A 22,881-nucleotide genomic window follows, 5' to 3' on the forward strand; every position below is an offset into this window, starting at 1 on the left:
GCCCGCGTCCCGCCGCACCGTGCGAGCAGTCGGGAGGAACACGTCATGGGTGACAGGGCGAAGACACCCGCCGGGGCCGCCGGCAGGGCTCCGACGGCCGACCGGCCCTCGGACATACGGAACGTGGTGCTGGTCGGCCACAGCGGATCGGGCAAGACGACGCTCGTCGAGGCCCTCGCGCAGACCGCGGGCGCGCTCAACCGGGCCGGACGCGTCGAGGACGGCGGCACGGTCTCGGACCACGACGAGATCGAGCAGCGCCGCCACCGCTCCGTCCAGCTCTCGGTCGTCCCGGTCGGCTGGGACGGGTACAAGGTAAATCTGATCGACACCCCCGGGTACGCCGACTTCGTCGGGGAGCTGAGGGCCGGTCTGCGCGCGGCGGACGCGGCCCTCTTCGTCGTCTCGGCCGCCCAGGAGGCCGACGCCGTCGCCGCCTCCACGCGCGCGATCTGGGAGGAGTGCGCCGCCGTCGGCATGCCCCGCGCCGTCGTCGTCACCCACCTCGACACCGCCCGCACCGGCTTCACGGAGCTGACCGAGGTCTGCGCCGGGCTCTTCGGCCGCGACGACCCGGACGCCGTCCTCCCCCTCCACCTGCCCGTGCACGGCCCCGAGGGCGCCGACGGGCACGCGCCCGTGACCGGCCTGGTCGGCCTGCTCACGGAACGGATCCTCGACTACTCCACGGGGGCGCGGCAGGAGGAGCCGCCCGACGAGGGCCGGCGGGACCTGATCGCGGAGGCCCGCGCCCGGCTCATCGAGGGGATCATCGCCGAGAGCGAGGACGAGACGCTCATGGAGCGCTACCTCGGCGGCGAGCCGATCGCCCCGGAGACCCTCGTCGACGACCTGGAGAAGGCCGTCGCCCGGGGCGCCTTCCACCCGGTCCTCGCGGCCGCCCCCGCCGCCGAGGGCGGCACCCAGGGCCTCGGCACCGTCGAACTCCTGGAGCTGATCACCCGCGGCTTCCCCTCCCCCCTGGAGCACGGGCCGCGCGCCGTCACCACCCCCGACGGCCGGCCCCGGCCCCCGGTCGTCTGCGACCCCGACGGGCCCCTGGTCGCCGAGGTCGTCAAGACCGCCGCCGACCCCTACGTGGGCCGGATCTCCCTGGTCCGGGTCTTCTCCGGCACCCTGCGCCCCGACGAGACCGTCCACGTCTGCGGCCACGGCCTCACGGAGGCGCACGGGACGGAACCGGGCGCGGACCCCGACGTGCGGGATCCCCGCGAGCGGGACCCGCACGAGGCCGACGACCGGATCGGCGGGCTCACCTCCCCCTTCGGCAAGCAGCAGCGTCCCGTGGCGCACTGCGTCGCCGGGGACCTCGCCTGCGTCGCCCGCCTCGGGCACGCGGAGACCGGCGACACCGTCTCCGCCAAGGACGACCCGCTCCTGATGGAACCGTGGACCCTGCCGGAGCCGTTGCTGCCGCTCGCCGTCCGGGCCCACGGCAAGGCCGACGAGGACCGCCTCTCCCAGGGCCTCGCCCGGCTGGTCGCCGAGGACCCGGCCCTGCGGCTCGAACAGAACCCGGACACCCGGCAGATGGTCCTGTGGTGCCTGGGCGAGGCCCACCAGGACGTCGCCCTGGAACGCCTCCGCGAGCGCCACGGCGTGCGGGTCGACGCCGTGCCGTACGAGGTGGCGCTGCGCGAGACCTTCGGCGGCGCCTCCTCGGGCCGGGGCCGGCACGTCAAGCAGTCCGGCGGCCACGGCCAGTACGCCATCTGCGAGATCGACGTGGAGCCGCTGCCGCCGGGCAGCGGCGTCGAGTTCGTCGACAAGGTGGTCGGCGGCGCGGTCCCGCGCCCCTTCGTCTCCTCCGTCGAGAAGGGCGTACGGGCCCAGGCCGCGCGCGGGATCGCCACCGGCCATCCGCTCGTCGACGTCCGGGTCACCCTGCGCGACGGCAAGGCCCACTCCGTCGACTCCTCCGACGCCGCCTTCCAGACGGCCGGCGCCCTCGCGCTGCGCGAGGCGGCCGCCGACGTCCCCGTCCGCCTCCTGGAACCGGTGGACGAGATCGAGGTCCTCGTCCCCGACGAGTACGTCGGCCCGGTCATGAGCGACCTGTCCGGGCGGCGCGGCCGCGTCGTCGGCACCGACCGGGCGGGCCCCGGGCGGACCCTCGTGCGGGCCGAGGTCCCGGAGACCGAGATCGTGCGGTACGCGGTCGACCTGCGGTCCGTGTCGCACGGCACCGGACGGTTCGACCGCACGTACGCCCGGCACGAGCCGATGCCGCCCCACCTGGCCGAGAAGGTCCGGCAAGGGGCCGGAAGGAGCTCCTAGTTGACGGTCCGACGGCCGGAGCCGCCCGTTCCGCGGTCGCGGGGCGGGCGGCATTCGGCCGTCCCCCCGCACTCCGGTGACGCGCCGGGCGGTACCCGGTTACGCTGGGGCGCCCAGCTCAGAAGGTGTGCGGGGCACCGCAGTTGGGAAACAGCCCGCACAGGGACTCGGCGCGATGGGGGCGGCAGTGACGATGGACGGTTTCGGTCTCGGGGCGCAGGTCCCCCTCCAGGGCTCGGACGGACAGACGGCGGCGACCCACGCCCTCGCCTCCGCCGCGTACCGCGACGACCCGGTCGACAAGATCACGGAGGCCGACAACGAGCTGTACAAGACGAAGGTCACCCAGGGGCGATTGCACAGGCTCTTCCACCCCGACCTCGGCGAGGCCTTCTCCCACGCCGTCCAGACGCGGATGCTCGGCGGGGCCCGCGGCACGCTCATCCAGTCCTTCGGCGTGGAGCCCCAGCCGGTCGTGGTGCACTGCCTCGCCGCCAACCGCATCCGCAAGCAGCGGGACGTGAAGCTGACCCTGATCACCCTCGTCTGCGCGGTCCTCTTCCTGCCCGGCCTGCTGCTCTGGCTCGCCGTCATCCAGCTCCGCCGGTTCACCACCGGCTCCTCGAACAGGAGCACCGGCCTCCTCGGCAACGCCGTGCTCGCCGCCGCCGGGTTCCTCGCCCTGCTCGTGATGTTCAAACTGCCCTTCGCCGGAGTCCTGCCGACCTATCTGCGCCTCATGCTGGTGGCCCCGGTCGTCGGCTGGTTCCTCGCCCGCCGCGTCTGCGAGCGGACCGCCGTCGAGCTGCGCGAGCGCTGGAGCGCCCTGCTCGGCGGCGGCGGGATCGGTGCCAAGATCCCCGAGGCGGCCCCCCGCGACCCCGGCGAGAAGGCCGCCGAGGAGCTCCGCCAGAACCTGGAGAAGCTCTCCGCCGAGCAGCAGTCGAACGTCGTGTTCTACGCCGGCCCCAAGGGCATACTCGGCCTGGGCACCCGCTGGGGCAGTTGGACGCTCGCCGAGGAGCTCGTCCCCCAGGCCGGCAAGGAGATCCACGACTTCCGCACCTGGGACGTCGTCCGCAAGATCCACGAGCAGCTCACCCTCCTGGAGCGCGGCTCGCTCAAGAGCGGCTTCCCCAAGCCGACGGTGAAGCACTGGATCGTCGTCCCGGTGGGCGAGGGCGCCGACTCCGTCACCCGCCCCGAGGGCGACAACATCGTCCACTACCAGGTGAAGCCCCACGAGATACAGCGCATCTGCAACGAGCAGCAGTTCGGCGCGGGCAACCGCCACTACCTGGGCGTGCAGTTCACCCTGTGGGACGGGAACCTCGTCCTCACCATGATGGTCACCGTGACCTCGCTCCACCACACGCTCCGCGTCGAGGTCACCGGCCACGCCCTCGGCCCCGTCCACGGCCTCTTCAGCGGCAAGCCCGCGGCGAAGACGAAGGTGGTCTCCAAGTCCGTCCGCTTCTGGGAGACCCGCGAGATCAAACTGCGGCTGACCGAGACCCACGACATCGTCCGGATGGCCGTCCGCGCCCCGCTCACCTGGTTCCCGCCGGTCCTGGAGTTCCTCGGCGGCAAGCTCGTCCTGCCGGAGCCCTTCGGCCTGCGGCACGTCTGGGCCGGGCCGCTCTGGAAGAACCGCTTCATGGCCGACGACGCCATCCGCATGGCGACCCCGGTGCTGCGCGCCGTCCACAACGCCACCATCAAGGTCCTCGACGAGCACAACGTCGACACCGAGCGCTTCACCAACCGCTCGCTCGCCCTCAGCGGCGGCGTCCAGGAGGCGAGCCCCCGGAAGGCCGACGTCTACGACGCCTGACCGGCCCGTACGCGGGCGAGGACCCGGCCCCCGATTCCGTACGGGGCCGAATCCTCGCGCGCGTACGGATCAGACCCCGGCCGGCCAGGCGTCGGCCAGCATCCCGCGGGTGTCCGCGAGCAACTGCGGCAGCACCTTCGTGTGTCCGACGACCGGCATGAAGTTGGTGTCCCCGCCCCAGCGCGGCACCACGTGCTGGTGCAGGTGCGCGGCGATGCCGGCGCCCGCCACCGCGCCCTGGTTCATGCCGATGTTGAAGCCGTGCGCGCCGGAGGCCGCCCGCAGCGCCACCATCGCCCGCTTCGTGAAGTCGCCCAGCTCCGCCGTCTCCGCCGCGTCCAGGTCCGTGTAGTCGGCGACGTGCCGGTAGGGGACGACCATGAGGTGACCGCCGTTGTACGGATACAGGTTGAGGACCGCGTACACGCTCTCGCCGCGCGCGATCACCAGGCCGTCCTCGTCCGACTTCGACGGGATCGAGCAGAACGGACAGCCGTCCTCGGCACCCGGCCCGGTCGGCTTGTTCTCGCCCTGGATGTACGCCATCCGGTGAGGCGTCCACAGGCGCTGGAACGCGTCCTGCGTCCCCACTCCGATCTGCTGCTCCGGCTCAGTCGTCATGTCGTGCAGCATATTGCGTCGTCCGTTCGGAACGTGTCGCCGGGGCGAGGGATCCGTCCGCCGTCCATGCTGGTGCGATGAGCGACAGGCCACCGACACCGTCCCGGCAGGAGCACTGGGACCGCCGCATGGAGGTCCCGCTCGCGGTGGCCTCCTTCGCCTTCCTCGGTGCCTACGCCGTCCACGTCCTCGCCCGCGACCTCCCGCAGGTCTGGCACGACGCCTGTCTGGCGGTCACCCTCGGCTCCTGGACCCTCTTCGTCGTGGACTACCTGGTCCGGCTCCGGCTGAGCGGCCTCGCCCCGCACCGCTTCCCGCGCGCCCACCCCCTCGACACCCTGGTCGTGGTCCTCCCCCTGCTGCGGCCGCTGCGGATGGTGAACCTGTACGGGCGGGTCCAGCGCCGCCACGGTCCGAGGCTCAGCCTCTACGGGCGCGTGATGGTCTACTCGGGCCTCAGCGTCTCCCTGCTCGGCTTCGCGGGGTCGCTCACGGTCTACCACCACGAGGTGGACGCCCCCGGGGCCACGATCGTCACCTTCGGCGACTCGGTGTGGTGGACCTGCGCGACGCTGGCGACGGTGGGGTACGGGGACGTGTCCCCGGTGACCCCGGTCGGCCGGGTGACGGCGGTGGGCCTGATGGCCTGCGGCCTCGCGCTGCTGGGGGCGGTGACGGGTTCGTTCTCGTCCTGGCTGATCCAGGCGTTCACGCGGGAGGACGAGAAGCGGGCGGACGCGGAAAGGCCCCCGGGGGATTCCCCGGGGGCCTGACCCCCGCTCGCGCGGGGACCGCGTCACACCTGGACGCGGCTCTCCACCACGTCGACGAGCTTCGCCAGCGCCGCGTCACGCGGGATGCCGTTCTCCTGCGAGCCGTCGCGGTAGCGGAAGGAGACGGTGCCGGCCGCCATGTCGTCGTCACCGACGATGATCATGAACGGAACCTTCTGCTTCTGCCAGGTCCTGATCTTCTTCTGCATCCGGTCCGAGGACGCGTCCACGTCGACCCGCAGGCCCAGCTTCTTCGCCTCGGCCGCGAAGTCCTGGAGGTACTCGACGTGCGAGTCGCCGATCGGGATGCCGGCCGCCTGCACGGGCGCCAGCCACGGCGGCATCGCACCCGCGTAGTGCTCCAGGAGCACCGCGAAGAAGCGCTCGATCGAGCCGAACAGCGCGCGGTGGATCATGACCGGGCGCTGCTTGGTGCCGTCCGGCGCGGTGTACTCCAGGTCGAAGCGCTCCGGCAGGTTGAAGTCGAGCTGCACGGTCGACATCTGCCAGGTGCGGCCGATGGCGTCCCGCGCCTGCACCGAGATCTTCGGGCCGTAGAACGCGGCGCCGCCCGGGTCGGGGGTCAGCGGGAGGCCCTGCTTCTCGGCGACCTGCTGGAGGACCGCGGTGGCCTCCTCCCACGCCTCGTCCGAGCCGACGAACTTCTCCGGGTCCTTGGTGGACAGCTCCAGGTAGAAGTCGGTCAGACCGTAGTCGCGGAGCAGGTTCAGGACGAAGGTGAGGGTCCGGTCCAGCTCGTCCGCCATCTGCTCGCGGGTGCAGTAGATGTGCGCGTCGTCCTGGGTGAAGCCGCGGGCCCGGGTCAGACCGTGGACGACGCCGGACTTCTCGTACCGGTACACCGTGCCGAACTCGAACAGGCGCAGCGGCAGTTCGCGGTAGGAGCGGCCGCGCGCGTCGAAGATCAGGTTGTGCATCGGGCAGTTCATGGGCTTGAGGTAGTAGTCCACGCCCTCGTCGAGCTGCATGGGGGGGTACATGCCCTCGGCGTACCAGTCCAGGTGGCCGGACTTCTCGAACAGCTTGCCCTTGGTGGCGTGCGGCGAGTAGACGAACTCGTAGCCCTCCTCCTCGTGCCGCTTGCGCGAGTAGTCCTCCATGACCCGGCGGATGATGCCGCCCTTGGGGTGGAAGACCGCGAGGCCGGAGCCGATCTCGTCCGGGACGGAGAAGAGGTCGAGCTCGTTGCCCAGCTTGCGGTGGTCGCGCTTCTCGGCCTCGGCGAGGAAGTCCAGGTGCGCCTTCAGCTCGTCCTTGGACGGCCAGGCGGTCCCGTAGATGCGCTGGAGCATCGGGTTCTTCTCGCTGCCGCGCCAGTAGGCGGCCGCGTTCCGCATCAGCTTGAACGCCGGGATGTTCCGGGTGGTCGGCAGGTGCGGGCCGCGGCAGAGGTCCTTCCAGCACAGCTCGCCGGTCTTGGCGTCGAGGTTGTCGTAGATGGTCAGCTCGCCGCCGCCCACCTCGACGTTCGCGCCGTCGGCGCCGTCCTCCACAGCCGCGGAGCCCTTGATGCCGATGAGCTCCAGCTTGTACGGCTCGTCGGCCAGTTCCTCGCGGGCGGCCTCGTCGGTCACCACGCGGCGGGCGAAGCGCTGCCCGCGCTTCTGGATCTCCTGCATCTTCTTCTCGATGACCTTGAGGTCCTCGGGAGTGAAGGGCCGGTCGACGTCGAAGTCGTAGTAGAAGCCGTCCCGGACCGGCGGGCCGATGCCCAGCTTGGCCTCGGGGAAGAGCTCCTGCACGGCCTGGGCCATGACGTGGGCGGTCGAGTGGCGCAGGATGTCGAGACCGTCCGGGGAGGAGATCTCGACGCCCTCGACGACGTCGCCGTCGGCGAGCTCGTACGACAGGTCCTTGAGCTCACCGCCGACGCGGGCGGCGACGATCGTACGGTCGTCAGCGAACAGGGCGCCGGCGGTGGTGCCCGCGCTCACCGCCCTCTCCTCTGCTTCCGAGGCGGACTGGACGGTCACACGGACATCAGACACTGGTGCTCCATACATTGGGGCACCGGCAGACACGAGGTGCCGGCGCCAACGGTGCGCGACAGAGACGAGGTGCCGCGCACCGTCGATCTTACGGGCTCCGCCGGACGCCCGTCCTCGGCGTTTCCGGGCCCGGTCCGGCCTCAGTCCTCCGGCCCGCAGGCCTCCTCGAAGAAGTCGAGGTTCTCGTGGAGCGCCTTCATCAGGCGGTCCCGCTCCGTCTCGTCGACCTGGACGGGGACGACCTCGGAGGCGTCGGTGAGGCGCCGGAAGCCGCCCCGGCTCTCCAGCCGGCCGGAGACCCGGATCGGCAGTCCGACGAGATGGGCGTGGCCGGCGGTGCGGTACGCCTCCTCGTCGAGGGTGACGCGGACGTGCGGGACCTCGGCCCCGCCGAGGACGCGGAGCCGGACGGTGCCCGCGCCCCGGGGCCCGGAGCGGCGCATGCGGACGACGGCGCCGGTGAGGCGGACCGGTACGGAGGGCTCGCCGGTCCGGTAGCGGGCGCTCGCCTCGCGCAGGGCGGGCAGGTCGCCGGGGGAGAACTCGACCGGTTCGGGCCGGGCGGCGCACCCCTCGGGCGGTCCGGCGGCCGGGGCCCACTCCAGGGCGACGCGGGCGCCCTCGGTGCCCCGGACGAGGGCGACGAGGGCCTCGGTGAGCTCGCGGCTGACGCCCGCCTCGACGGCGGCGTCGAAGGCCTCGGTGCCGCCGGTGGCCCGGCGGTAGTCGACGGCCTCGCGGGCCGCGTGGAGGGCGTGGTAGAGCCGGACGGCGATCGGGCGGCCCGGGTCGGCGGGCAGGAAGGCGGTGAGGCCGCGCCCGTCGGGGGACGCGCCGACGAGGACGCTCTCCAGGGAGGCCTGGGCGGGGCGCCGGTGCCGGGCGCCGTAGTAGCCGGCCCGGCCGCGCACGGCGAGCGCCCCGGCGAGGAGGAACTGGCGGGCGGCCGATCCGAGCTGTTCCCGCACGGTCCAGGGGACGGTGCCGGCGGGGCCGGGGGGCACGTCGCGCCACCAGCGGATCTCGTCGCTGGGCACGGCGAGGCCGGTGAGGACCTCGTGGGCGGAGGGCGTGGCGCTGCGGGCGAGGGCGGCGAGGGCCTCGCCGAGCAGGTCCTCGCAGTCCGGGAAGGCGCGGCTCTCGGGGACGAGGAGGCTCGTGCCGGTGCCGGTGCCGGGCGGGGTCCAGCGGCTGTAGCGGCCGGCCGCCCCGCCGCGCCGCCGCCAGCCGTGGCGGGCGAGCAGGGCACCGAGGACCCGGGGGTCGACGCGGCCGGGGTCGGGCGCGTCGTGGGCGCCGGCCCAGGGCCCGGCGGACGGACCGGGGATCCCGGACCGGGGCGCGGGGGCGCCGTTCCGGGGCCCGGGGGCATCGCCCCGGGATCCGGAGACGTCGCCCCGGGATCCGGAGACGTCGTCCCGGAGCTCGGGGACGTCGCGTAGGGGCCCGGAAGCGTCGCCCCGGGGTCCCGAGGGGTCGCCGGGGGCCGGGTGGGGCCGGTAGGGCGGGGGGACGGGGCCGTACCCGGCACCGTCCCCCTCTCCCTCGAATCCGGGGTCGTCGATCGGTCGGTGCATCAAGGTCTCCCTCCCACCCCGACCCGGGTCATGATCTCGCAGAGCGCCCGGTCGTCGAAGATCCGCGTCGTCGGGATGCGCACGGTGGTCCGGCGCCGTCCCGTGACCGGGTGTCCGGCCAGGTTGGTCCAGTAGCAGCAGTGCCGCAGGTCGAGCCGGTCGTGACCCGCCCTCAGCCAGTCGTCGCGCGACCTCGGGACGAGCATCACGACCAGGATCTTGTGCACGGACACGGGGGTCCGGGCGAGCTTCACCAGGTGGTCGTTGTCCAGGGTGAAGGAGAACGCGCTCCCCTGCGGGCGCGGCGGTATCTGGTAGGTGCACTTGAGCTGCACCTTGATGGTCACCTCGTCGTCGACGGTGTGGCCGGGAGCGCTGTGGCTCACGTGCCAGTCGATGCCGTTGTCCGGAAAGGGCTGGGACAGCGAGCAGCCCGCCGCGGCCGCGACGGCGTGCAGGTATCCCACCTGGAGGGTCTCCATGCAGGCGGTGGTGGCGAGTGAGCCGCGCGTCGGTGCTGCCCGCTGGGGCGGCAGCCCTCCCGACTCGGGCTGGGCGAGCGCCATGTCTTCTTCCTTCCCCGTCCCTTCTGTTGTGACCGGTCCGCGTACGGCGCAAACAGTCCGGGTATCACCGTTTCGGGGCAGGGGGTTGGCCATCTGCCGCACGTGTGCAGGGAGTTCGGGGATGACGATGCACTGGTACGAAGGGCCCCTGGCGGCTTTCGACACGGAGACGACCGGAATCGACGTCGAGGGCGACCGGATCGTCTCGGCCGCCCTGGTCGTGCAGGACGCGGCCGGGGCGCGGCCGCGGGTGACGCGCTGGCTGGTGAACCCGGGCATACCGGTGCCCGCGGAGGCCACCGCCGTGCACGGCCTGACGGACGATCACCTCCAGCGGAACGGCCGGTGGCCGTCGCCGGTGATGGAGGAGGTGGCGCGGGCGCTGTCCGAGCAGATCGCGGCGGGGCGCCCGCTGGTGGTGATGAACGCGCCGTTCGACCTGACGCTCCTGGACCGGGAGCTGCGGCGGCACCGGGCCTCGACGCTGGGCGACTACCTGGCGGGCGCGCCCCTGTGCGTGCTCGACCCGCGGGTCCTGGACAAGCACCTGGACCGCTACCGCAAGGGGCGCAGGACGCTGACGGACCTGTGCGCCCACTACGAGGTGGAGCTGACGGGGGCGCACGACGCGGCGGCGGACGCGACGGCGGCGATGGACGTCGTGCGGGCGGTGGCGCGGCGGTTCTCGTCCCGGCTCGAACGGCTGACGCCGGCGGAGCTGCACACGCTCCAGGCGGTCTGGCACGCGGCCCAGGCGCGGGGACTCCAGGCGTGGTTCGCGCGGCAGGGGACGCCGGAGACGGTGGACCCGTCGTGGCCGCTGCGCCCGGAGCTGCGCGCGGCGGCGTGACCCGCGGGCCGTGCGCACCATGACAGAGGCCGGTCCGTCTTTCGACGGACCGGCCTCTCCCGGTGGGCGATACTGGGATCGAACCAGTGACCCCTTCGGTGTGAACGAAGTGCTCTCCCGCTGAGCTAATCGCCCGGGAACGGGTTGAACCATACAGGCCTTTCCGCCCTTCCTTCAAACCGGTCGCAGGTGGGCGGCGAGCCCCCGTCGTCCGCCCCGCATCATCAGGGCGTGGTTGGCGCGGAAGACGGGTCTGCCGGGGACGGCGAGGACCCTCAGGAGCCGGGCGCGGACCTCGACCTCCTGCTCGTACAGGACGCGGGTGCCGGTCCCCTCCGGGGCGAGGGTCCAGCGGGCCCGGCCCTCCAGGTCCCCGCCGAGGCCGACCTCCAGGATCCGGGCCGCGGGGTCGCGGCGCAGGGCGCGGACGGTGACGACGAGGTCGTACGGGAGGAGGGAGCGGAAGCGGGCGGTGCCGGAGGTCTCGTCGTGGGGGACGACCTCGCGGACCTGGGGCCACCAGCGGGGGTAGTCCTCGGCCCGTTCGAGGACGGCGTAGACGCGGTCGGGCGGGGCGGCGAGCCGCCAGACGCAGCGGAAGCGGTACCGGTCCATGGCCCCAGTGTGGGTGTACTCAGGCGGGAATCTGAGTACGGGCGCCCATTCCCGGCGGCCGGGGCCGGGACGACACTCCGCATATGGACAACTCCCTGCCGCCCGCGGACGAACTGGTGCTCGTCGACCGCGAGCTGGCCCGACTCGAAGCGCACCGGACCCGGTTGCTGGCCCGGCGGGCCTGGCTGGTCCAGGTCCTGTACCAGCCGGCCCGGGCGGCGACGCCGCCACCGCGGCCGGGAGTGCCGGCGACGGACTCGACGCCGCGGAGCGCGCAGAACGTGCTCCTCACGCTCGGCGGCACGCTCCTGACGATCGCGGCCGTCGCGTTCACCCTGGTGAGCTGGGGCTCGATGGGGATCGGCGGGCGCGCGGCGGTGCTGTGCGCGGTGACCGGCGCGGCGCTCGCGGCGCCGGTGGCCCTGCTGCGCAGGGGCCTCGTGTCGACGGCCGAGTCGGTGGCGGTCCTGGGGCTCGTCCTGACGGTGCTCGACGCGTACGCGCTGCACCGGGTGGCCCTGTCGGACACGGACGGTCCCGGGTACGCGGCGGCGGCCTCGGCGGTCCTGGCGGGGGCGTGGGCGGCGTACGGCTCGGCGCTGTCGCGGCTGCGCGTCCCGCTGCCGGCGGCCGTGGTGGCGGCGCAGTTGCCTCTGCCGCTGGGCGTGCTCGCGGCCGGGGGCGGGCCGACGGCCTTCGCGTGGGCGGCGCTCGTCACGGCCGCGGCGGACGGCGCGGCGGTTCTGTGGGCGCGCCCGCTGCCGGTGCGGATCACGGCGGGCGTCGGCGCGGTGGCCCTGGGCGGCTGGGCGCTCCTGACGGGCGTCTGGCTCTCCCTCTCCTCGCCGTGGAGCGGCGCGCCGCTGCTCCTGGCGGGCGCGGCGGCGTGCCTGTACGCGGCGTGGCGGGCGCCCGCGTCGGCGGTGGCCGTCTCGGCGGTCGCGGGCCTGGCGGTGGTGGCGGCCGTCGGCGGCCCGCCGCGGTCGGCGCTCCCCGCCGACTGGACGGTCCCGGGGTACGTGCTGTGCGGACTGCTCCTGGTGTCGGTGTGGCGGGTGGGCGCGGGCGTTCGGCTGCCGCGCGGGATCCGGTCGGGTCTCGCGGGCGCGGGGACGTCGGTGGCGGCGCTGGGCCTCGTGTGGGCGCTGCCGCCGGTCGTGGCGGGCGCGCTGGGTCCGCTGACGCGGACGGCGGAGGTCTGGTCGGGCGAGCACGCCGGGCCCGCCCTGGCCGCGTATCCCGCGACGGCCCTCCTGGTCCTCGCGGCGTCCGCCGCCGCGCTCGCCCCGGTCCCCCGGCTGTGGGCCCGCTGCGGGTCCCTGGTCCTGGCGTGGGCGTTCCTCACGGCCCTGCCGGTCTCCCTGCACCTGCCGTACGCGACGACGCTCGCCCTCCAGCTCCTCACGGCGGCGGCGACCCTGTGGACCGCCGTCCGCCCGGACCCGTGGACCCGCGGCCTGCCCCGCCCGGGGACGACCGGGGCCACCGCCGAGCCGGCCCCGGCGACGGCTCCGGAAACCGCCGCGGGAACCGCACAGGACACGAAGACGACCGCCGGCCCGACCACCGGTCCCACCGCGCCTCCGGCTCCCGGCCGTACCGCACCGCCGGCTTCCGGCCCGACGGCTTCCGCCCCGGCGGGGCAGTCGGCCTCCGGTTCCGTTCCGCCCCCGCCCTCGGCCCCGCCGCAGGTCCCGCCGACCGGTTTCGGTGCGCCCCGGTCCGGCTGGACGGCCCCGCCGGTCCGGCCACGGGTTCCCGTGGCGGAGCCCGGGGGCGTCCTCGGGTGGGTCGCGTACGCCGGCGGGCTGCTGTCGGCCGTGGGCGCGGTCGCCCTCGCCCTGGACGTGCGGGGGGCCACGTTCGCCGCGCTCGGGGTGGTCCTCGGGCTCCTCGCGGGCGTCGCGGTCCTCGGCGCGGGCGCGCGGCGGACGGTGTCGGCCTGCGGGGCGGTGCTCGCGGCGACGGGCCTCGTGCTCGCGGGAGCGGCGGCGGCCGGTCTGGAGGCGCACTGGACGGCGCTCGCCCTGCTGCTCGTCCCGGCGGCGACGGCGGTCGTCGGCGCCACGGCGCGTCCGGTGGCGCTGCCGGTCGAGGTCACCGGCGCGACCGTGGGGCTCTGCGCCCTCGGGCTCGCCGGTCCGCGGCCCGCGTTCCTCGCGCTCGCCCTGGCGCTCGGCGGGGTGGTCGCGGCGGCGACGGCGGTCCGGCCGGAGCGGCGCCCGTTCGCCTCCTGGGCGGCGGCGGGGCTGTTCCTCCTCGCCGCCTGGGTGCGGCTCGGGGCCTGGGGCGTGACGACTCCGGAGGCGTACACGCTGCCGGTGGCGGTCCCGGCGCTCGCCGTCGGGTTCCTGCGGCGGCGCCGGGACCCGGAGGCCTCGTCCTGGACGGCGTACGGCCCCGGTCTCGCGGTGGCGCTGCTGCCGAGCCTGGGCGCGGCCTGGACGGACCCGGAGTGGGTGCGGCCGCTGGTCCTGGGAGTGGCGGCCCTCGTGGTGACGCTGCTCGGGGCGCGGTTCCGGCTCCAGTCCCTGCTGCTGCTCGGCGGCACGGTGCTCGCCCTGGACGGGCTGCACGAGCTGGCGCCGTACGTGGTGCAGGCGGTGGGCGCGCTGCCGCGCTGGCTGCCGCCGGCCCTCGCCGGGCTGCTGCTGCTCGCGGTGGGCGCCACGTACGAGCAGCGGCGGCGGGACGCCCGGAGGCTGCGGGAGCGACTGGCGCGGATGCGGTGAGGCCGTCCTCCGGGGCGGGGAACGCCGAGGGCCCGGAGACGGTGGTCGTCTCCGGGCCCTCGGTCCGGGTGGTGGGCGATACTGGGTTCGAACCAGTGACCCCTTCGGTGTGAACGAAGTGCTCTCCCACTGAGCTAATCGCCCGGTGCACGGCACACATTACCCCATGTCAGCGGGGCTTCCGCACCACGCGGAGGTCACTCGTCGATCTTCCACGGCATGACGAGGCCGAACTTCCAGAGGTAGATGCCGAGCAGGGCCGCGATGATCACCAGGCCGACGCCGGTGAGGATGATGTTCCGGCGGCGGACCTTGGGGTCGAGGGCGCGCTGGGCGGCCTCGGTGACCTTGCGCTTGGTCCAGCGGAGCACGAGCTGCGCCCAGACGAACTCGGTCGCCCAGATCGCCATGCCGGCGAAGATGACCAGCCAGCCGGGCCCGGGGAGCGGCAGCATGACCACGCCGGCGCCGACCACGGCGAGTCCCACCACGAAGACGCCGACCTGCCAGCTCAGGTGCAGGGTCCGGCGGGACTTGATGAACTCCGGCGCGCGGGATCCCAGTTCGGCGTCCTGGCCAACCGCGGACTCCCCGGTGCGCTCGTCACTCTCCGCATGCATGATCCCAACCTACCGGACGACGGACCGTCACCGGAAAGGCCGTATTACCCAAAGTTACACGGGTCCGTACGAGGGACCTGAACGACCACAAAACCGACAGAGGGGTTTACAACGGCACCGTAGGTGGCATGTCGATTTCGCCGACGTGCGAATCCCCGAGCGCACACTGAGCGAAAGGCCCTGGCGCTTATGAACACCACGGTCAGCTGCGAGCTGCACCTGCGCCTCGTTGTGTCGAGCGAGTCCTCACTGCCTGTACCCGCGGGCCTGCGGTATGACACGGCCGACCCGTATGCCGTGCACGCCACCTTCCACACCGGAGCCGAAGAGACGGTCGAGTGGGTCTTCGCCCGCGACCTTCTCGCCGAGGGGCTGCACCGGCCCACCGGCACGGGCGACGTCCGCGTCTGGCCGTCCCGCAGCCACGGTCAGGGAGTCGTCTGCATCGCGTTGAGCTCCCCCGAGGGAGAAGCCCTGCTCGAGGCCCCGGCGAGGGCCCTGGAGTCGTTCCTGAAGCGGACCGACGCCGCCGTGCCACCGGGCACCGAGCACCGGCACTTCGACCTCGATACGGAGCTCTCCCACATCCTGGCCGAGAGCTGAGCCAGGCCGAGAGCCGCACGGCGCCGTCCGACTCGGGGAGACGGCGCCGCGCGGGCAGCCACACACGCACGTCATCCGGCGCCCACCACCGCGCAGCCGGCGCGGTGGTGGGCGCCGGTGCCATGTCCGGGGCGCGCTAAAGTCAGCGCCATTCCGCGGGCGCCCGCCCGCGGCCGGCCAGGGAGCGAATCGTGCTGATCCCTCACGACACCCGGATCGCCCTCGACACCGTCGTCGATCTGATGAACACCGCGGCCCAGGGCGACCGCCCCGACGCGCTCGCCGACCTCCAGGGCCTCCACGTCTTCGTGCGCGCGCACAAGATCAGCGACGTGGGCGTCCTCGACGCCGCCGACCTGCGGGCCGTGCGCGAGGTCCGCGAGAAGTTCGCGGCGGTCTTCTCCGCGCCCGAGGCCCGGATCGCGGCCCCCCTGATCAACCAGCTCGTGGCGGGCGCGGGCACCACCCCGCAGCTCACCGACCACGACGGCTACGACTGGCACGTGCACTACTTCGCGCCGGGCGCCTCGGTGGCGGACCACCTCGCGGCCGACTGCGGCATGGCCCTGGCGTTCATCGTCGTGGCGGGCGAGCAGGAGCGGCTGCGGCGCTGCGAGGCGCCGGACTGCGGCCGGGCCTTCGTCGACCTCTCCCGCAACCGCTCGCGCCGCTACTGCGACAGCCGGACCTGCGGCAACCGGCTGCACGTGGCCGCGTACCGGGCGCGCCGCAAGGAGGCGGCGGGCTGACGACCCCGGTCCGGGGCGTCACAGCATGAAGAGGTCGTGCACGGCGGCCAGGAGCAGAAGACAGCCGATGACGCCGAGGAAGATCATCAGCGGCGGCTGGGAGAGCGCGTACAGACAGCCGCGCCGTTCTTCTCCGGGGATGTCGCCGGGGGCGCGGGCGGGAGCGTCGGTGGGGGCGGGAACGGGGTCCCGCGAGGTATCCAGCATCTCGGGGGGATGATCGCGCACGCGGTGCGCCCGGCATCACGGAAAACGCCTTCTGACCGGGTGGTTCACCCCTTTCCGTGGATCACCGAACCGGGACGGTCGGCGGAATCGCCAGAAGCGGTCAGATTCCGTGCTTCTTCAGAATCGCCTCGATGTCGCTGAAGTCGTCGCCCGCGGGCTCGGCGGCCCTCGGCCTCCCCGTCACGGCGCGCGGGGGCGCCGGGGCCCCCGGGGCCGCGGCTCTCGGGGCGGTCTCCTCGACGGCGGGCCGCCCGCGGCCCGCCCGGCGCCGCTCGACGGCCCGGGTGGACAGGAAGAGCACCCAGGCGAGACCGAGCACGCCGAAGCCGGCCCAGGCCACCGGGCTGAACGCCGTGTCCGCCAGCCAGGCGACGGCCCCCGTCATCACCAGACCGAGGGGCACCAGGGCGTAGGCGGCGATCCGGACGGCGGACAGGAAGCGCTTCCGGTACGCCGCGATCGCGGCGATGCCCAGGCCCGCCGCGGACACCGCGGAACAGATGGTCTCGGCGAGCATGCGGTCCTCCAGGTCCCCGGGTGATGCGACCCTTCCATCCTGCACCCGCGCCTCCGGCCGGGCCATGCCCCCGGGCCGGTCTCAGGGAGATCTCCGGGTCGTCCCGGCAGGGATCCCCTCCCCCGGCCCCGGTGAGGCCCCGGGCCCGGCGAACCCCCGGCCCCGGTGAGGGAGACTGCTGACATGAGTGACTCCACCACCGCACCCGTCTCCCCCGTCGTCCTGGAGGCCTGGTTCGACCTCCAGTGCCCCGACTGCCTCCGGGCACTCGACGACGTCCGCGCGCTCCGCGAGAAGTACGGCGACCGGCTCGACGTACAGCTCCGCCACTTCCCGCTGGCGAAGCACAAGCACGCGTACGCCGCCGCCCAGGCCGCCGAGGAGGCGGCCGAGCAGGGCAAGGGCTGGCCGTACGCGGAGGCGCTGCTCGCCAGGACCGCCGAGCTCGGCGAGCGGGGCGAGCCGGTCCTCCTGGAGCTGGCGGCCGAACTGGGCCTGGACGCCGAGGAGTTCGACACCGCCCTGATCGACGGCCGGCACCTGCTGACCGTCGACGCGGACGAGGCCGAGGGCAAGGCGATCAAGGTCACCGGCACGCCGACCTACGTCATCGGCGGCGAGCGCCTGGACGGCGGCCAGAGCCAGGAGGGCCTGCGGGAGCGGATCGGGGCGATCGCCGACCGCCTCCTCGCGGGCTGACCCGCCCGGCCGGACGGTCTACAGCAGCGGCTTGGCGCCGTTGACGTGGGTCGTGCGGTAGCCGAGCGACTCGTAGAGCCGGACCGCCGGGGTGTTGTCCGCGAAGACGTGCAGTCCGAGCAGGGTCTCCCCGGCCTCCCGCGCGACCCGTTCGGCGAGCAGCATGAGCGCCCGCCCGTAGCCGTGCCCGCGCTGCCCCTCGTCCACCTCGACGTCGTACACGTAGGCGGCCCACCGCCCCGGTTCGAGCTCGACCCGGGCGGTCCACAGGACGCCGGCGGGCCGTCCGTCCCGGACCAGCACGTGGATCGCGGTGCCGGGGGTGGCCAGGCCCTCGGGCAGCAGGGTGCGGTGGCTGTTCTCGGCCTTCGCGCGCGCCTGGTCCTCGGGGACGCCCCGCTCGGTCCAGTTCCGCGCGAAGGCCTCCCTGGCCCGCACCGCCCACTCCTCGTACTCGGCGCCGGTCATCGGCCGGAACTCGACGCCCTCCGGCGGGCCGGGAGGGGCGTCGGGCAGCTCCTTGACCATGTTCCGGCTGCGCTCGACGTAGCCGAGCGAGCGGACCATGCGCAGCGCGGGCGCGGCGTCGGCGGGCACGGACACGCGCACCTGGACGCAGCCCCAGCTCCGCAGCACCTCCTCGGAGGCGAGCGCGGCGACCGTGCCCCGGCCCCTCCCCCGGTCCGGCCCGTCGATCCGGAGGTCCTGGATCACTCCCGAGGCCGCGCCGAAGGCGGGGTCGGTGGCGAGGTGGACGGAGCCGACGCGGCGGCTGTTCACACACACGTCGTAGGTGCGGGAACGGCCGCCGTCGGGCGACTGCTGAAGCGGCTCGGCCGGCCGCAGGGTGGTGGTCATCAGAGGTGTTCTACCCGCCCCGGGGCCGTCCGTCATCGGGTTTTGCGGCGGTCCGGCGGCCGTTATCCGAGGCGCGGGTCGCGGTCGCGGGCCGCGTGCTCGTCGAAGGCCCGCATGGCCTTGGCGGTGACCGGGCCGGGCGCGGGCGCCAGTTCGCGCCCGTCGACCCGGTGCACGGCCTGCACGTCGCGGAGGGTGGAGGTCAGGAAGACCTCGTCGGCGCTCTCCAGGACGTCGAGGGGCAGATCGGTCTCCTCCGCGCCGGTCCACCGCACGGCGAGGGCGCGGGTGATGCCCGCGAGGCAGCCGGAGGAGACGGGCGGGGTGAGGATCCGGCCGTCGACCACGACGAAGACGTTGGAGCCGGTGCCCTCGCAGAGCTGCCCCGCCGTGTTGGCGAAGAGCGCCTCGGAGGCCCCCTCCTCGCGCGCCCTGGCGAGGGCGACGACGTTCTCGGCGTACGAGGTGGTCTTGAGCCCGGTGAGGGCGCCGCGCTCGTTGCGGGTCCAGGGCACGGTGATCACGGCGGTGGAGTCGGGGCGGCGGCCCGTCTCGCCGAGGGCGACGACGAGGCTGGCCCCGGCGTCGCCGCGCTCCGAACCGAGCGGGGAGAGACCGCCGGTGTACGTGATGCGGAGCCGGCCGAGCTCCATCGGGTTGGCCTCCAGGACGGCGGCGCAGGCGCGGCGGACCTCGTCGAGGTCCGGGTCGGGCAGGCCGAGTCCCCGGGCCGAGCGGGTGAGGCGCTCCAGGTGGAGGGTGAGGGCGAACGTCTCGCCGCGCTCCGCCTTGACCGTCTCGAAGACGCCGTCGCCGACGGTCAGTCCGTGGTCCAGTACGGAGACCCGGGCGGTCTCCGCGTCGTGCAGCCCGCCGTTGACCCAGAGTTTCATCGGGAAATGGCCTTTCCGGTCACCTCGGGGGCGCCTGGTTCGTGGACGCCCGACGCTATCGCGACCAGCCGGGACGCCTTCAGCTCGGTCTCCTCCCACTCGCGCTCCGGGTCGGAGCCCCAGGTGATCCCGGCGCCGGTGCCGAAGCGCAGCACGCCCTCGGGGCGGTCGATCCAGAAGGTGCGTATGCCGACGGCGAGCTCGCCGGTGCCCGCGTCCGCGTCGACCCAGCCGACGCCCCCGCAGTAGGGGCCGCGGGGCGCGGTCTCCAGGGCCTCGATGATCCGCAGCGCGCTGGACTTGGGGGCGCCCGTGACCGAACCGGGCGGGAAGGTGGCGGCGAGCAGCCCGGGCCAGCCGGCGCCCTCGCGCAGCACTCCGGCGACGGTGGAGACGAGGTGGACCAGGCCGGGGTGCTCCTCGACCGCGCAGAGGGCGGGGACGGTGACGGAGCCGGTCTCGCTGACGCGTCCCAGGTCGTTGCGGACCAGGTCGACGATCATCACGTTCTCCGCGTGGTCCTTGGGGAGGAGGTCGGCGGCGGTGCGGCCGGTGCCCTTGATCGGCCCCGAGGAGACCAGGGGCCCCTCCCTGCGCAGGTAGAGCTCGGGGGACGCGGTGGCGATCTCCACGCCGTGGGCGGGCAGGCGGATCGTTCCGGCGTACGGGGCGGGGTTGCCCCGGGCGAGCAGCGCGGTGAGCGCGTCCACGTCGGCGGCGGCCGGGTCCGGCAGCGGCGCGGTCAGCACCCGGCAGAGGTTCGCCTGGTAGACCTCGCCGCGCGCGATGTGCTCCCGCACGCGCCGTACGCCCGCGGTGTACGCGGCGCGGTCGAGGGAGGACGTCCAGGAGCCGGCGGCGGGACCGCGCCAGGCGCCCGGCACGGGCGGGGGCACCGGGTCCGGCCGCACGTCCCCGAAGCGGGCGCAGGTCAGGCGCCCCTCGAAGTCCGCGCAGACGGCCCAGAAGCCGGTGGAGTCCAGGGCCTCGGGGTCGTGGGTGACGTCCCGGAGGTCGGTGGCGACGAGGCCGCCGAAACGGGCCAGGGGAGCGAGGTCGTACACGCGTCGAGTCTAGGTCGGGCGGGACGGGGACATCGGTGCCGTGTGCGGCGGGGGCTGCGCGCGACCCGGGGAACACGGCGAGTGAACGCCGCGCGAGCCCTCCGGGGGTCCCGCCGGTGGTCCCGCCGGGGGTGGCCGGCGGTGCCCCGGTCGGCCCGCAGGTCAGCACGCTGCGGAAACGCGTTTTTGTGCTGGCCCGGGAATCCGCTAGAGTTCAACACGTCGCCGGGACGCGCAAGCGGAACGGAAACGACAAGCGGACGTGGCTCAGTTGGTAGAGCATCACCTTGCCAAGGTGAGGGTCGCGAGTTCGAATCTCGTCGTCCGCTCGATGTGGGGGATCTTCCCGAACCCCCGTATTCACTCCTGGTGGAGTGGCCGAGAGGCGAGGCAACGGCCTGCAAAGCCGTCTACACGGGTTCAAATCCCGTCTCCACCTCCACGGACGATTAGCTCAGCGGGAGAGCGCTTCCCTGACACGGAAGAGGTCACTGGTTCAATCCCAGTATCGTCCACTGGACCTTCGGGTCCCGGATCTCCGGATCCCCCGCGCGATTAGCTCAGCGGGAGAGCGCTTCCCTGACACGGAAGAGGTCACTGGTTCAATCCCAGTATCGCGCACGCAGTACGGCCCGCCTTCGGGTAGGTTGTGCACCACCCCGCGCGATTAGCTCAGCGGGAGAGCGCTTCCCTGACACGGAAGAGGTCACTGGTTCAATCCCAGTATCGCGCACCACAGCAAGAGCCCCCGGCCGCACCTCGCGGCCGGGGGCTTCTTCGTTCCGGTGCCTCAGGAGGAGAAGAGCATCCGTCCGAAGCCGCGCTGGCGGTAGTGGCCGCCGCCGTGGTGACCGCCGTGGTGCGGGGCGCCCCAGGCGGGCGCGGCGGGAGCGTGCTGCGCCGGGTAGCCCTGGGGGGCGGGCGGCGCGGGCGGGGCCTGCTGGACCCACTGGGACTCCAGGCGGGTCAGGGCCTCCAGCTCGCCGTAGTCCAGGAATATGCCCCGGCAGCCGCTGCACTGCTCGATCTGGACGCCGTTGCGGTTGTACGTGTGCATGGCCGCATGACACTTGGGACACTGCATGCTCGGCTCAACTCCCTGACATCGCCGTTCGAATGATGGCCTCACCTTATGTGGACGCCGGAAGTGCCTACCCGGTTCGACGTCCGGCGATGCGGGCGCAGGTGTCGATCATCACCTCTTCGACCTCGTCCAGCGGCCGGTCCTCGGCCGTGGACTTCGCGACGGCCAGGGCGGCGGTCTGCACCGTCAGGGCACGGGCCGGCACGTCCAGTTCGGCCCAGGGGTCGGCGCCCACGGCAGGGCCGCCCGCCTCCCGGTACGCGCCGAGGAAGCGGGACCAGATCTCCGGGGGCAGGATGCCGGCGGCGAACCAGGCGGCCGGACGGGCCAGGTCCCAGGCCGGGTCCCCCGTGCCGAGGTCGTCGACGTCGATGAGCCGCCAGGCCGGAGGGGCGGACGGGGCCGGGGCGGGCCGGACGAGTTGCCCCAGGTGGAAGTCGCCGTGGCAGAGCAGCCCGGGGGCGTTCGCGGGGGCTTCGGGGACCGTCCGCCGGGCGGCGAGGACGGTGGCCGCGGCCGGGTGGTCCGGTGCGGCCCGGCGCATCCGGTCCACGGCGAGGGCCGCCTTGAGCGGGGCCCGCATCGCCGGAAGGCCGCCCGCGGCCCCGGGCGGGAGCGGGGTGCGGTGGAGCAGGGCGAGGAGCCGCGCCGCCTCCTCCCACGGAGCGGCGTCGGGGTCCCCCGGGTCGACGGGCGCTCCGTACGGCCAGACGCTGACCGGTCGTCCGCCGAGTTCCTCCGGAGCCGCCGGCGGCGGCGGGAGGGGCGGCAGGAGGGCCCCGGCGACGTCCGGGCGGGCCGCCAGCGCGAGCCGCGCGCGGTGCGCCTCGGGGTCGGTGTCGGGGGCGTGCGCCTTCACGACGAGCGCCCCGTGGCGTACGACGGTCCCGTCCTCCCGGTCCGCGAGCACCCCGACGAGCCCCTCCTCCGCGCAGCCGCAGGGGGCGCCGCCGGTCGGATGGGCGGCGGCGCGGGCCAGGGCGGCGAGACGGTCGAGCGGGGCGCCCGGGGCGGGCGCGGGACGGGTGGGGGTCACGCGGGGAGCGTACGGGGTGGGGCGGGGCCGGGAACGCGCGAGGGCCGGTCGGCTCCCCGGCCGACCGGCCCCACGCTGCCGTCCGTCGCACCCCCGTCCCCACGGGGCTGATGGCCGGATGTCCCGACCCGGGCCGCTCTCCCGGGTCCGGGGCGCCGCTCAGCGCCCCAGCATCACGCCCACGGACGACGCCTGTGTGACCACCGCTTCCCAGCCGCCGAAGACGACCACGAGCAGGGCCGCGAGAGGAAGAACCATGGCGGTGGCCACCAGGGGGTGCCGGCGGCCCGAAGGCCGGCTGGTCGTCCGCGGTGCCGTGTAGGCCATGGTTCCTCTCCCGTCGTGTGGCGCGGCAGGTGCGTGACCTCGGGGGACGAGTGCTGCACCCGCCGCGTGACAACAACCTTAGGAAGCGGGGAGCGCCGGGGCGTCATGCCCGCGTACCGACTTGCGGGCCTCCCGGAGGATGACGGCCGCCCGCACGGCGTACTCCCCTGGGTGGAGACGGGGGCGCGCAACCCCGGGACATCCCCGAGGGGTTGCGTCAGGGGGGTGTACGGACGGAGGACGGAGGGGGACGGCGTGACATCGCTCACTTCCTTGATCGTCGGCGGTGCGCCCGGGGCCGCCGGGCCGGGGCGCCCTCCCTCCGGGG

At 74.1% G+C, this 22,881-nt stretch carries 22 protein-coding genes and 7 tRNA genes; 13 read left to right on the plus strand and 16 right to left on the minus strand.

Annotated features, from left to right (window positions below; translation table 11 throughout):
• Positions 1-45: 45 nt before the first annotated feature.
• Positions 46-2,298, plus strand: a complete 2,253-nt coding sequence (locus tag ACFYNX_RS22510; protein ID WP_388663592.1) for an elongation factor G-like protein EF-G2 — start codon at positions 46-48, stop codon at positions 2,296-2,298.
• Between the two features lie 193 nt (positions 2,299-2,491).
• On the plus strand, positions 2,492-4,132 hold the full coding sequence (locus ACFYNX_RS22515; RefSeq protein WP_365540148.1) for a hypothetical protein: 1,641 nt from the start codon (positions 2,492-2,494) through the stop codon (positions 4,130-4,132).
• Between the two features lie 69 nt (positions 4,133-4,201).
• Here ACFYNX_RS22515 and ACFYNX_RS22520 read toward each other — a convergent pair whose 3' ends face one another.
• A complete protein-coding gene (locus ACFYNX_RS22520) occupies positions 4,202-4,765 on the minus strand; it encodes an HIT domain-containing protein (RefSeq protein ID WP_125667736.1) in 564 nt (187 codons plus the stop codon).
• Positions 4,766-4,830: 65 nt separating this feature from the next.
• Between ACFYNX_RS22520 and ACFYNX_RS22525 the strand changes: the two genes are divergently transcribed.
• Positions 4,831-5,526 (plus strand): potassium channel family protein, encoded by a 696-nt coding sequence (locus ACFYNX_RS22525; RefSeq protein WP_388663594.1) that lies wholly within the window; start codon positions 4,831-4,833, stop codon positions 5,524-5,526.
• Between the two features lie 23 nt (positions 5,527-5,549).
• On the opposite strand, the gene thrS is transcribed toward ACFYNX_RS22525, so the two are convergent.
• From thrS to ACFYNX_RS22540, 3 genes are all read right to left on the minus strand, one after another.
• Positions 5,550-7,535 (minus strand): threonine--tRNA ligase, encoded by a 1,986-nt coding sequence (gene thrS, locus ACFYNX_RS22530; RefSeq protein ID WP_365539918.1) that lies wholly within the window; start codon positions 7,533-7,535, stop codon positions 5,550-5,552.
• Between the two features lie 140 nt (positions 7,536-7,675).
• Entirely contained in the window at positions 7,676-9,112 is a 1,437-nt protein-coding gene (locus ACFYNX_RS22535) for a hypothetical protein (protein WP_388663596.1), read from the minus strand.
• Positions 9,112-9,678: a DUF4365 domain-containing protein gene (locus tag ACFYNX_RS22540; RefSeq protein ID WP_356548406.1), complete on the minus strand. Its 567-nt coding sequence runs from the start codon at positions 9,676-9,678 to the stop codon at positions 9,112-9,114. The genes ACFYNX_RS22535 and ACFYNX_RS22540 overlap by 1 nt, the downstream gene beginning before the upstream one ends.
• A gap of 121 nt (positions 9,679-9,799) precedes the next feature.
• Between ACFYNX_RS22540 and ACFYNX_RS22545 the strand changes: the two genes are divergently transcribed.
• Positions 9,800-10,528, plus strand: a complete 729-nt coding sequence (locus ACFYNX_RS22545; protein WP_365539920.1) for a 3'-5' exonuclease — start codon at positions 9,800-9,802, stop codon at positions 10,526-10,528.
• Between the two features lie 63 nt (positions 10,529-10,591).
• Here ACFYNX_RS22545 and ACFYNX_RS22550 read toward each other — a convergent pair.
• Together ACFYNX_RS22550 and ACFYNX_RS22555 are read right to left on the minus strand one after the other, a co-directional pair.
• Positions 10,592-10,663, minus strand: a tRNA-Val gene (locus ACFYNX_RS22550).
• 39 nt (positions 10,664-10,702) lie between these two features.
• Positions 10,703-11,143 carry an SRPBCC family protein gene (locus ACFYNX_RS22555; protein ID WP_388663598.1) on the minus strand — a complete coding sequence of 147 codons (441 nt, stop codon included), beginning with the start codon at positions 11,141-11,143 and terminating at the stop codon, positions 10,703-10,705.
• 83 nt (positions 11,144-11,226) lie between these two features.
• Between ACFYNX_RS22555 and ACFYNX_RS22560 the strand changes: the two genes are divergently transcribed.
• Positions 11,227-13,875 carry an SCO7613 C-terminal domain-containing membrane protein gene (locus ACFYNX_RS22560; RefSeq protein WP_388663600.1) on the plus strand — a complete coding sequence of 883 codons (2,649 nt, stop codon included), beginning with the start codon at positions 11,227-11,229 and terminating at the stop codon, positions 13,873-13,875.
• Positions 13,876-13,944: 69 nt separating this feature from the next.
• On the opposite strand, the gene ACFYNX_RS22565 is transcribed toward ACFYNX_RS22560, so the two are convergent.
• Both ACFYNX_RS22565 and ACFYNX_RS22570 read right to left on the minus strand, forming a co-directional pair.
• Positions 13,945-14,019: transfer RNA gene (locus ACFYNX_RS22565), tRNA-Val, on the minus strand.
• A 53-nt stretch (positions 14,020-14,072) separates the two neighbouring features.
• A complete protein-coding gene (locus tag ACFYNX_RS22570) occupies positions 14,073-14,495 on the minus strand; it encodes a TIGR02611 family protein (RefSeq protein ID WP_365539923.1) in 423 nt (140 codons plus the stop codon).
• Between the two features lie 189 nt (positions 14,496-14,684).
• Here ACFYNX_RS22570 and ACFYNX_RS22575 point away from each other — a divergent pair, with 189 nt between their 5' ends.
• On the plus strand, positions 14,685-15,098 hold the full coding sequence (locus tag ACFYNX_RS22575) for an SsgA family sporulation/cell division regulator (RefSeq protein ID WP_003959770.1): 414 nt from the start codon (positions 14,685-14,687) through the stop codon (positions 15,096-15,098).
• A 191-nt stretch (positions 15,099-15,289) separates the two neighbouring features.
• Complete coding sequence (locus ACFYNX_RS22580; RefSeq protein WP_125667926.1) at positions 15,290-15,847, plus strand: CGNR zinc finger domain-containing protein; 558 nt, start codon at positions 15,290-15,292, stop codon at positions 15,845-15,847.
• Between the two features lie 18 nt (positions 15,848-15,865).
• Here ACFYNX_RS22580 and ACFYNX_RS22585 read toward each other — a convergent pair whose 3' ends face one another.
• Positions 15,866-16,054 carry a hypothetical protein gene (locus tag ACFYNX_RS22585; protein WP_388663603.1) on the minus strand — a complete coding sequence of 63 codons (189 nt, stop codon included), beginning with the start codon at positions 16,052-16,054 and terminating at the stop codon, positions 15,866-15,868.
• 121 nt (positions 16,055-16,175) lie between these two features.
• Positions 16,176-16,592, minus strand: a complete 417-nt coding sequence (locus ACFYNX_RS22590) for a hypothetical protein (RefSeq protein ID WP_388663605.1) — start codon at positions 16,590-16,592, stop codon at positions 16,176-16,178.
• Positions 16,593-16,775: 183 nt separating this feature from the next.
• Between ACFYNX_RS22590 and ACFYNX_RS22595 the strand changes: the two genes are divergently transcribed.
• Positions 16,776-17,291: a DsbA family protein gene (locus tag ACFYNX_RS22595; RefSeq protein ID WP_365539926.1), complete on the plus strand. Its 516-nt coding sequence runs from the start codon at positions 16,776-16,778 to the stop codon at positions 17,289-17,291.
• A gap of 18 nt (positions 17,292-17,309) precedes the next feature.
• On the opposite strand, the gene ACFYNX_RS22600 is transcribed toward ACFYNX_RS22595, so the two are convergent.
• From ACFYNX_RS22600 to ACFYNX_RS22610, 3 genes are all read right to left on the minus strand, one after another.
• Positions 17,310-18,149, minus strand: a complete 840-nt coding sequence (locus ACFYNX_RS22600) for a GNAT family N-acetyltransferase (protein ID WP_388663607.1) — start codon at positions 18,147-18,149, stop codon at positions 17,310-17,312.
• 62 nt (positions 18,150-18,211) lie between these two features.
• The gene (locus ACFYNX_RS22605; protein WP_388663609.1) at positions 18,212-19,042 is read right to left on the minus strand and encodes an aminotransferase class IV; all 831 of its coding nucleotides are present in this window, start codon (positions 19,040-19,042) and stop codon (positions 18,212-18,214) included.
• A complete protein-coding gene (locus ACFYNX_RS22610; protein WP_388663611.1) occupies positions 19,039-20,106 on the minus strand; it encodes a chorismate-binding protein in 1,068 nt (355 codons plus the stop codon). Before ACFYNX_RS22610 ends, ACFYNX_RS22605 begins: the two co-directional genes overlap by 4 nt.
• A 256-nt stretch (positions 20,107-20,362) precedes the next feature.
• Between ACFYNX_RS22610 and ACFYNX_RS22615 the strand changes: the two genes are divergently transcribed.
• The 5 genes from ACFYNX_RS22615 to ACFYNX_RS22635 all read left to right on the plus strand — a co-directional run bounded on the left by ACFYNX_RS22615 (position 20,363) and on the right by ACFYNX_RS22635 (position 20,842).
• Positions 20,363-20,435: transfer RNA gene (locus ACFYNX_RS22615), tRNA-Gly, on the plus strand.
• Positions 20,436-20,474: 39 nt separating this feature from the next.
• Positions 20,475-20,548, plus strand: a tRNA-Cys gene (locus tag ACFYNX_RS22620).
• Between the two features lies 1 nt (position 20,549).
• Positions 20,550-20,621: transfer RNA gene (locus tag ACFYNX_RS22625), tRNA-Val, on the plus strand.
• 34 nt (positions 20,622-20,655) lie between these two features.
• Positions 20,656-20,727 (plus strand) — tRNA-Val (locus ACFYNX_RS22630).
• Positions 20,728-20,767: 40 nt separating this feature from the next.
• Positions 20,768-20,842 (plus strand) — tRNA-Val (locus ACFYNX_RS22635).
• 54 nt (positions 20,843-20,896) lie between these two features.
• On the opposite strand, the gene ACFYNX_RS22640 is transcribed toward ACFYNX_RS22635, so the two are convergent.
• The 3 genes from ACFYNX_RS22640 to ACFYNX_RS22650 form a co-directional block, all read right to left on the minus strand.
• The gene (locus tag ACFYNX_RS22640; RefSeq protein ID WP_356548418.1) at positions 20,897-21,190 is read right to left on the minus strand and encodes a zf-TFIIB domain-containing protein; all 294 of its coding nucleotides are present in this window, start codon (positions 21,188-21,190) and stop codon (positions 20,897-20,899) included.
• Between the two features lie 67 nt (positions 21,191-21,257).
• Positions 21,258-22,226, minus strand: coding sequence for a phosphotransferase (locus tag ACFYNX_RS22645; protein WP_388663613.1), 969 nt, complete (start codon positions 22,224-22,226; stop codon positions 21,258-21,260).
• A gap of 159 nt (positions 22,227-22,385) precedes the next feature.
• Positions 22,386-22,553, minus strand: coding sequence for a hypothetical protein (locus ACFYNX_RS22650; protein ID WP_365539931.1), 168 nt, complete (start codon positions 22,551-22,553; stop codon positions 22,386-22,388).
• Positions 22,554-22,881: the final 328 nt, after the last annotated feature.

The sequence above is a fragment of the Streptomyces sp. NPDC007872 genome, assembly GCF_042868165.1.
GTDB lineage: Bacteria > Actinomycetota > Actinomycetes > Streptomycetales > Streptomycetaceae > Streptomyces.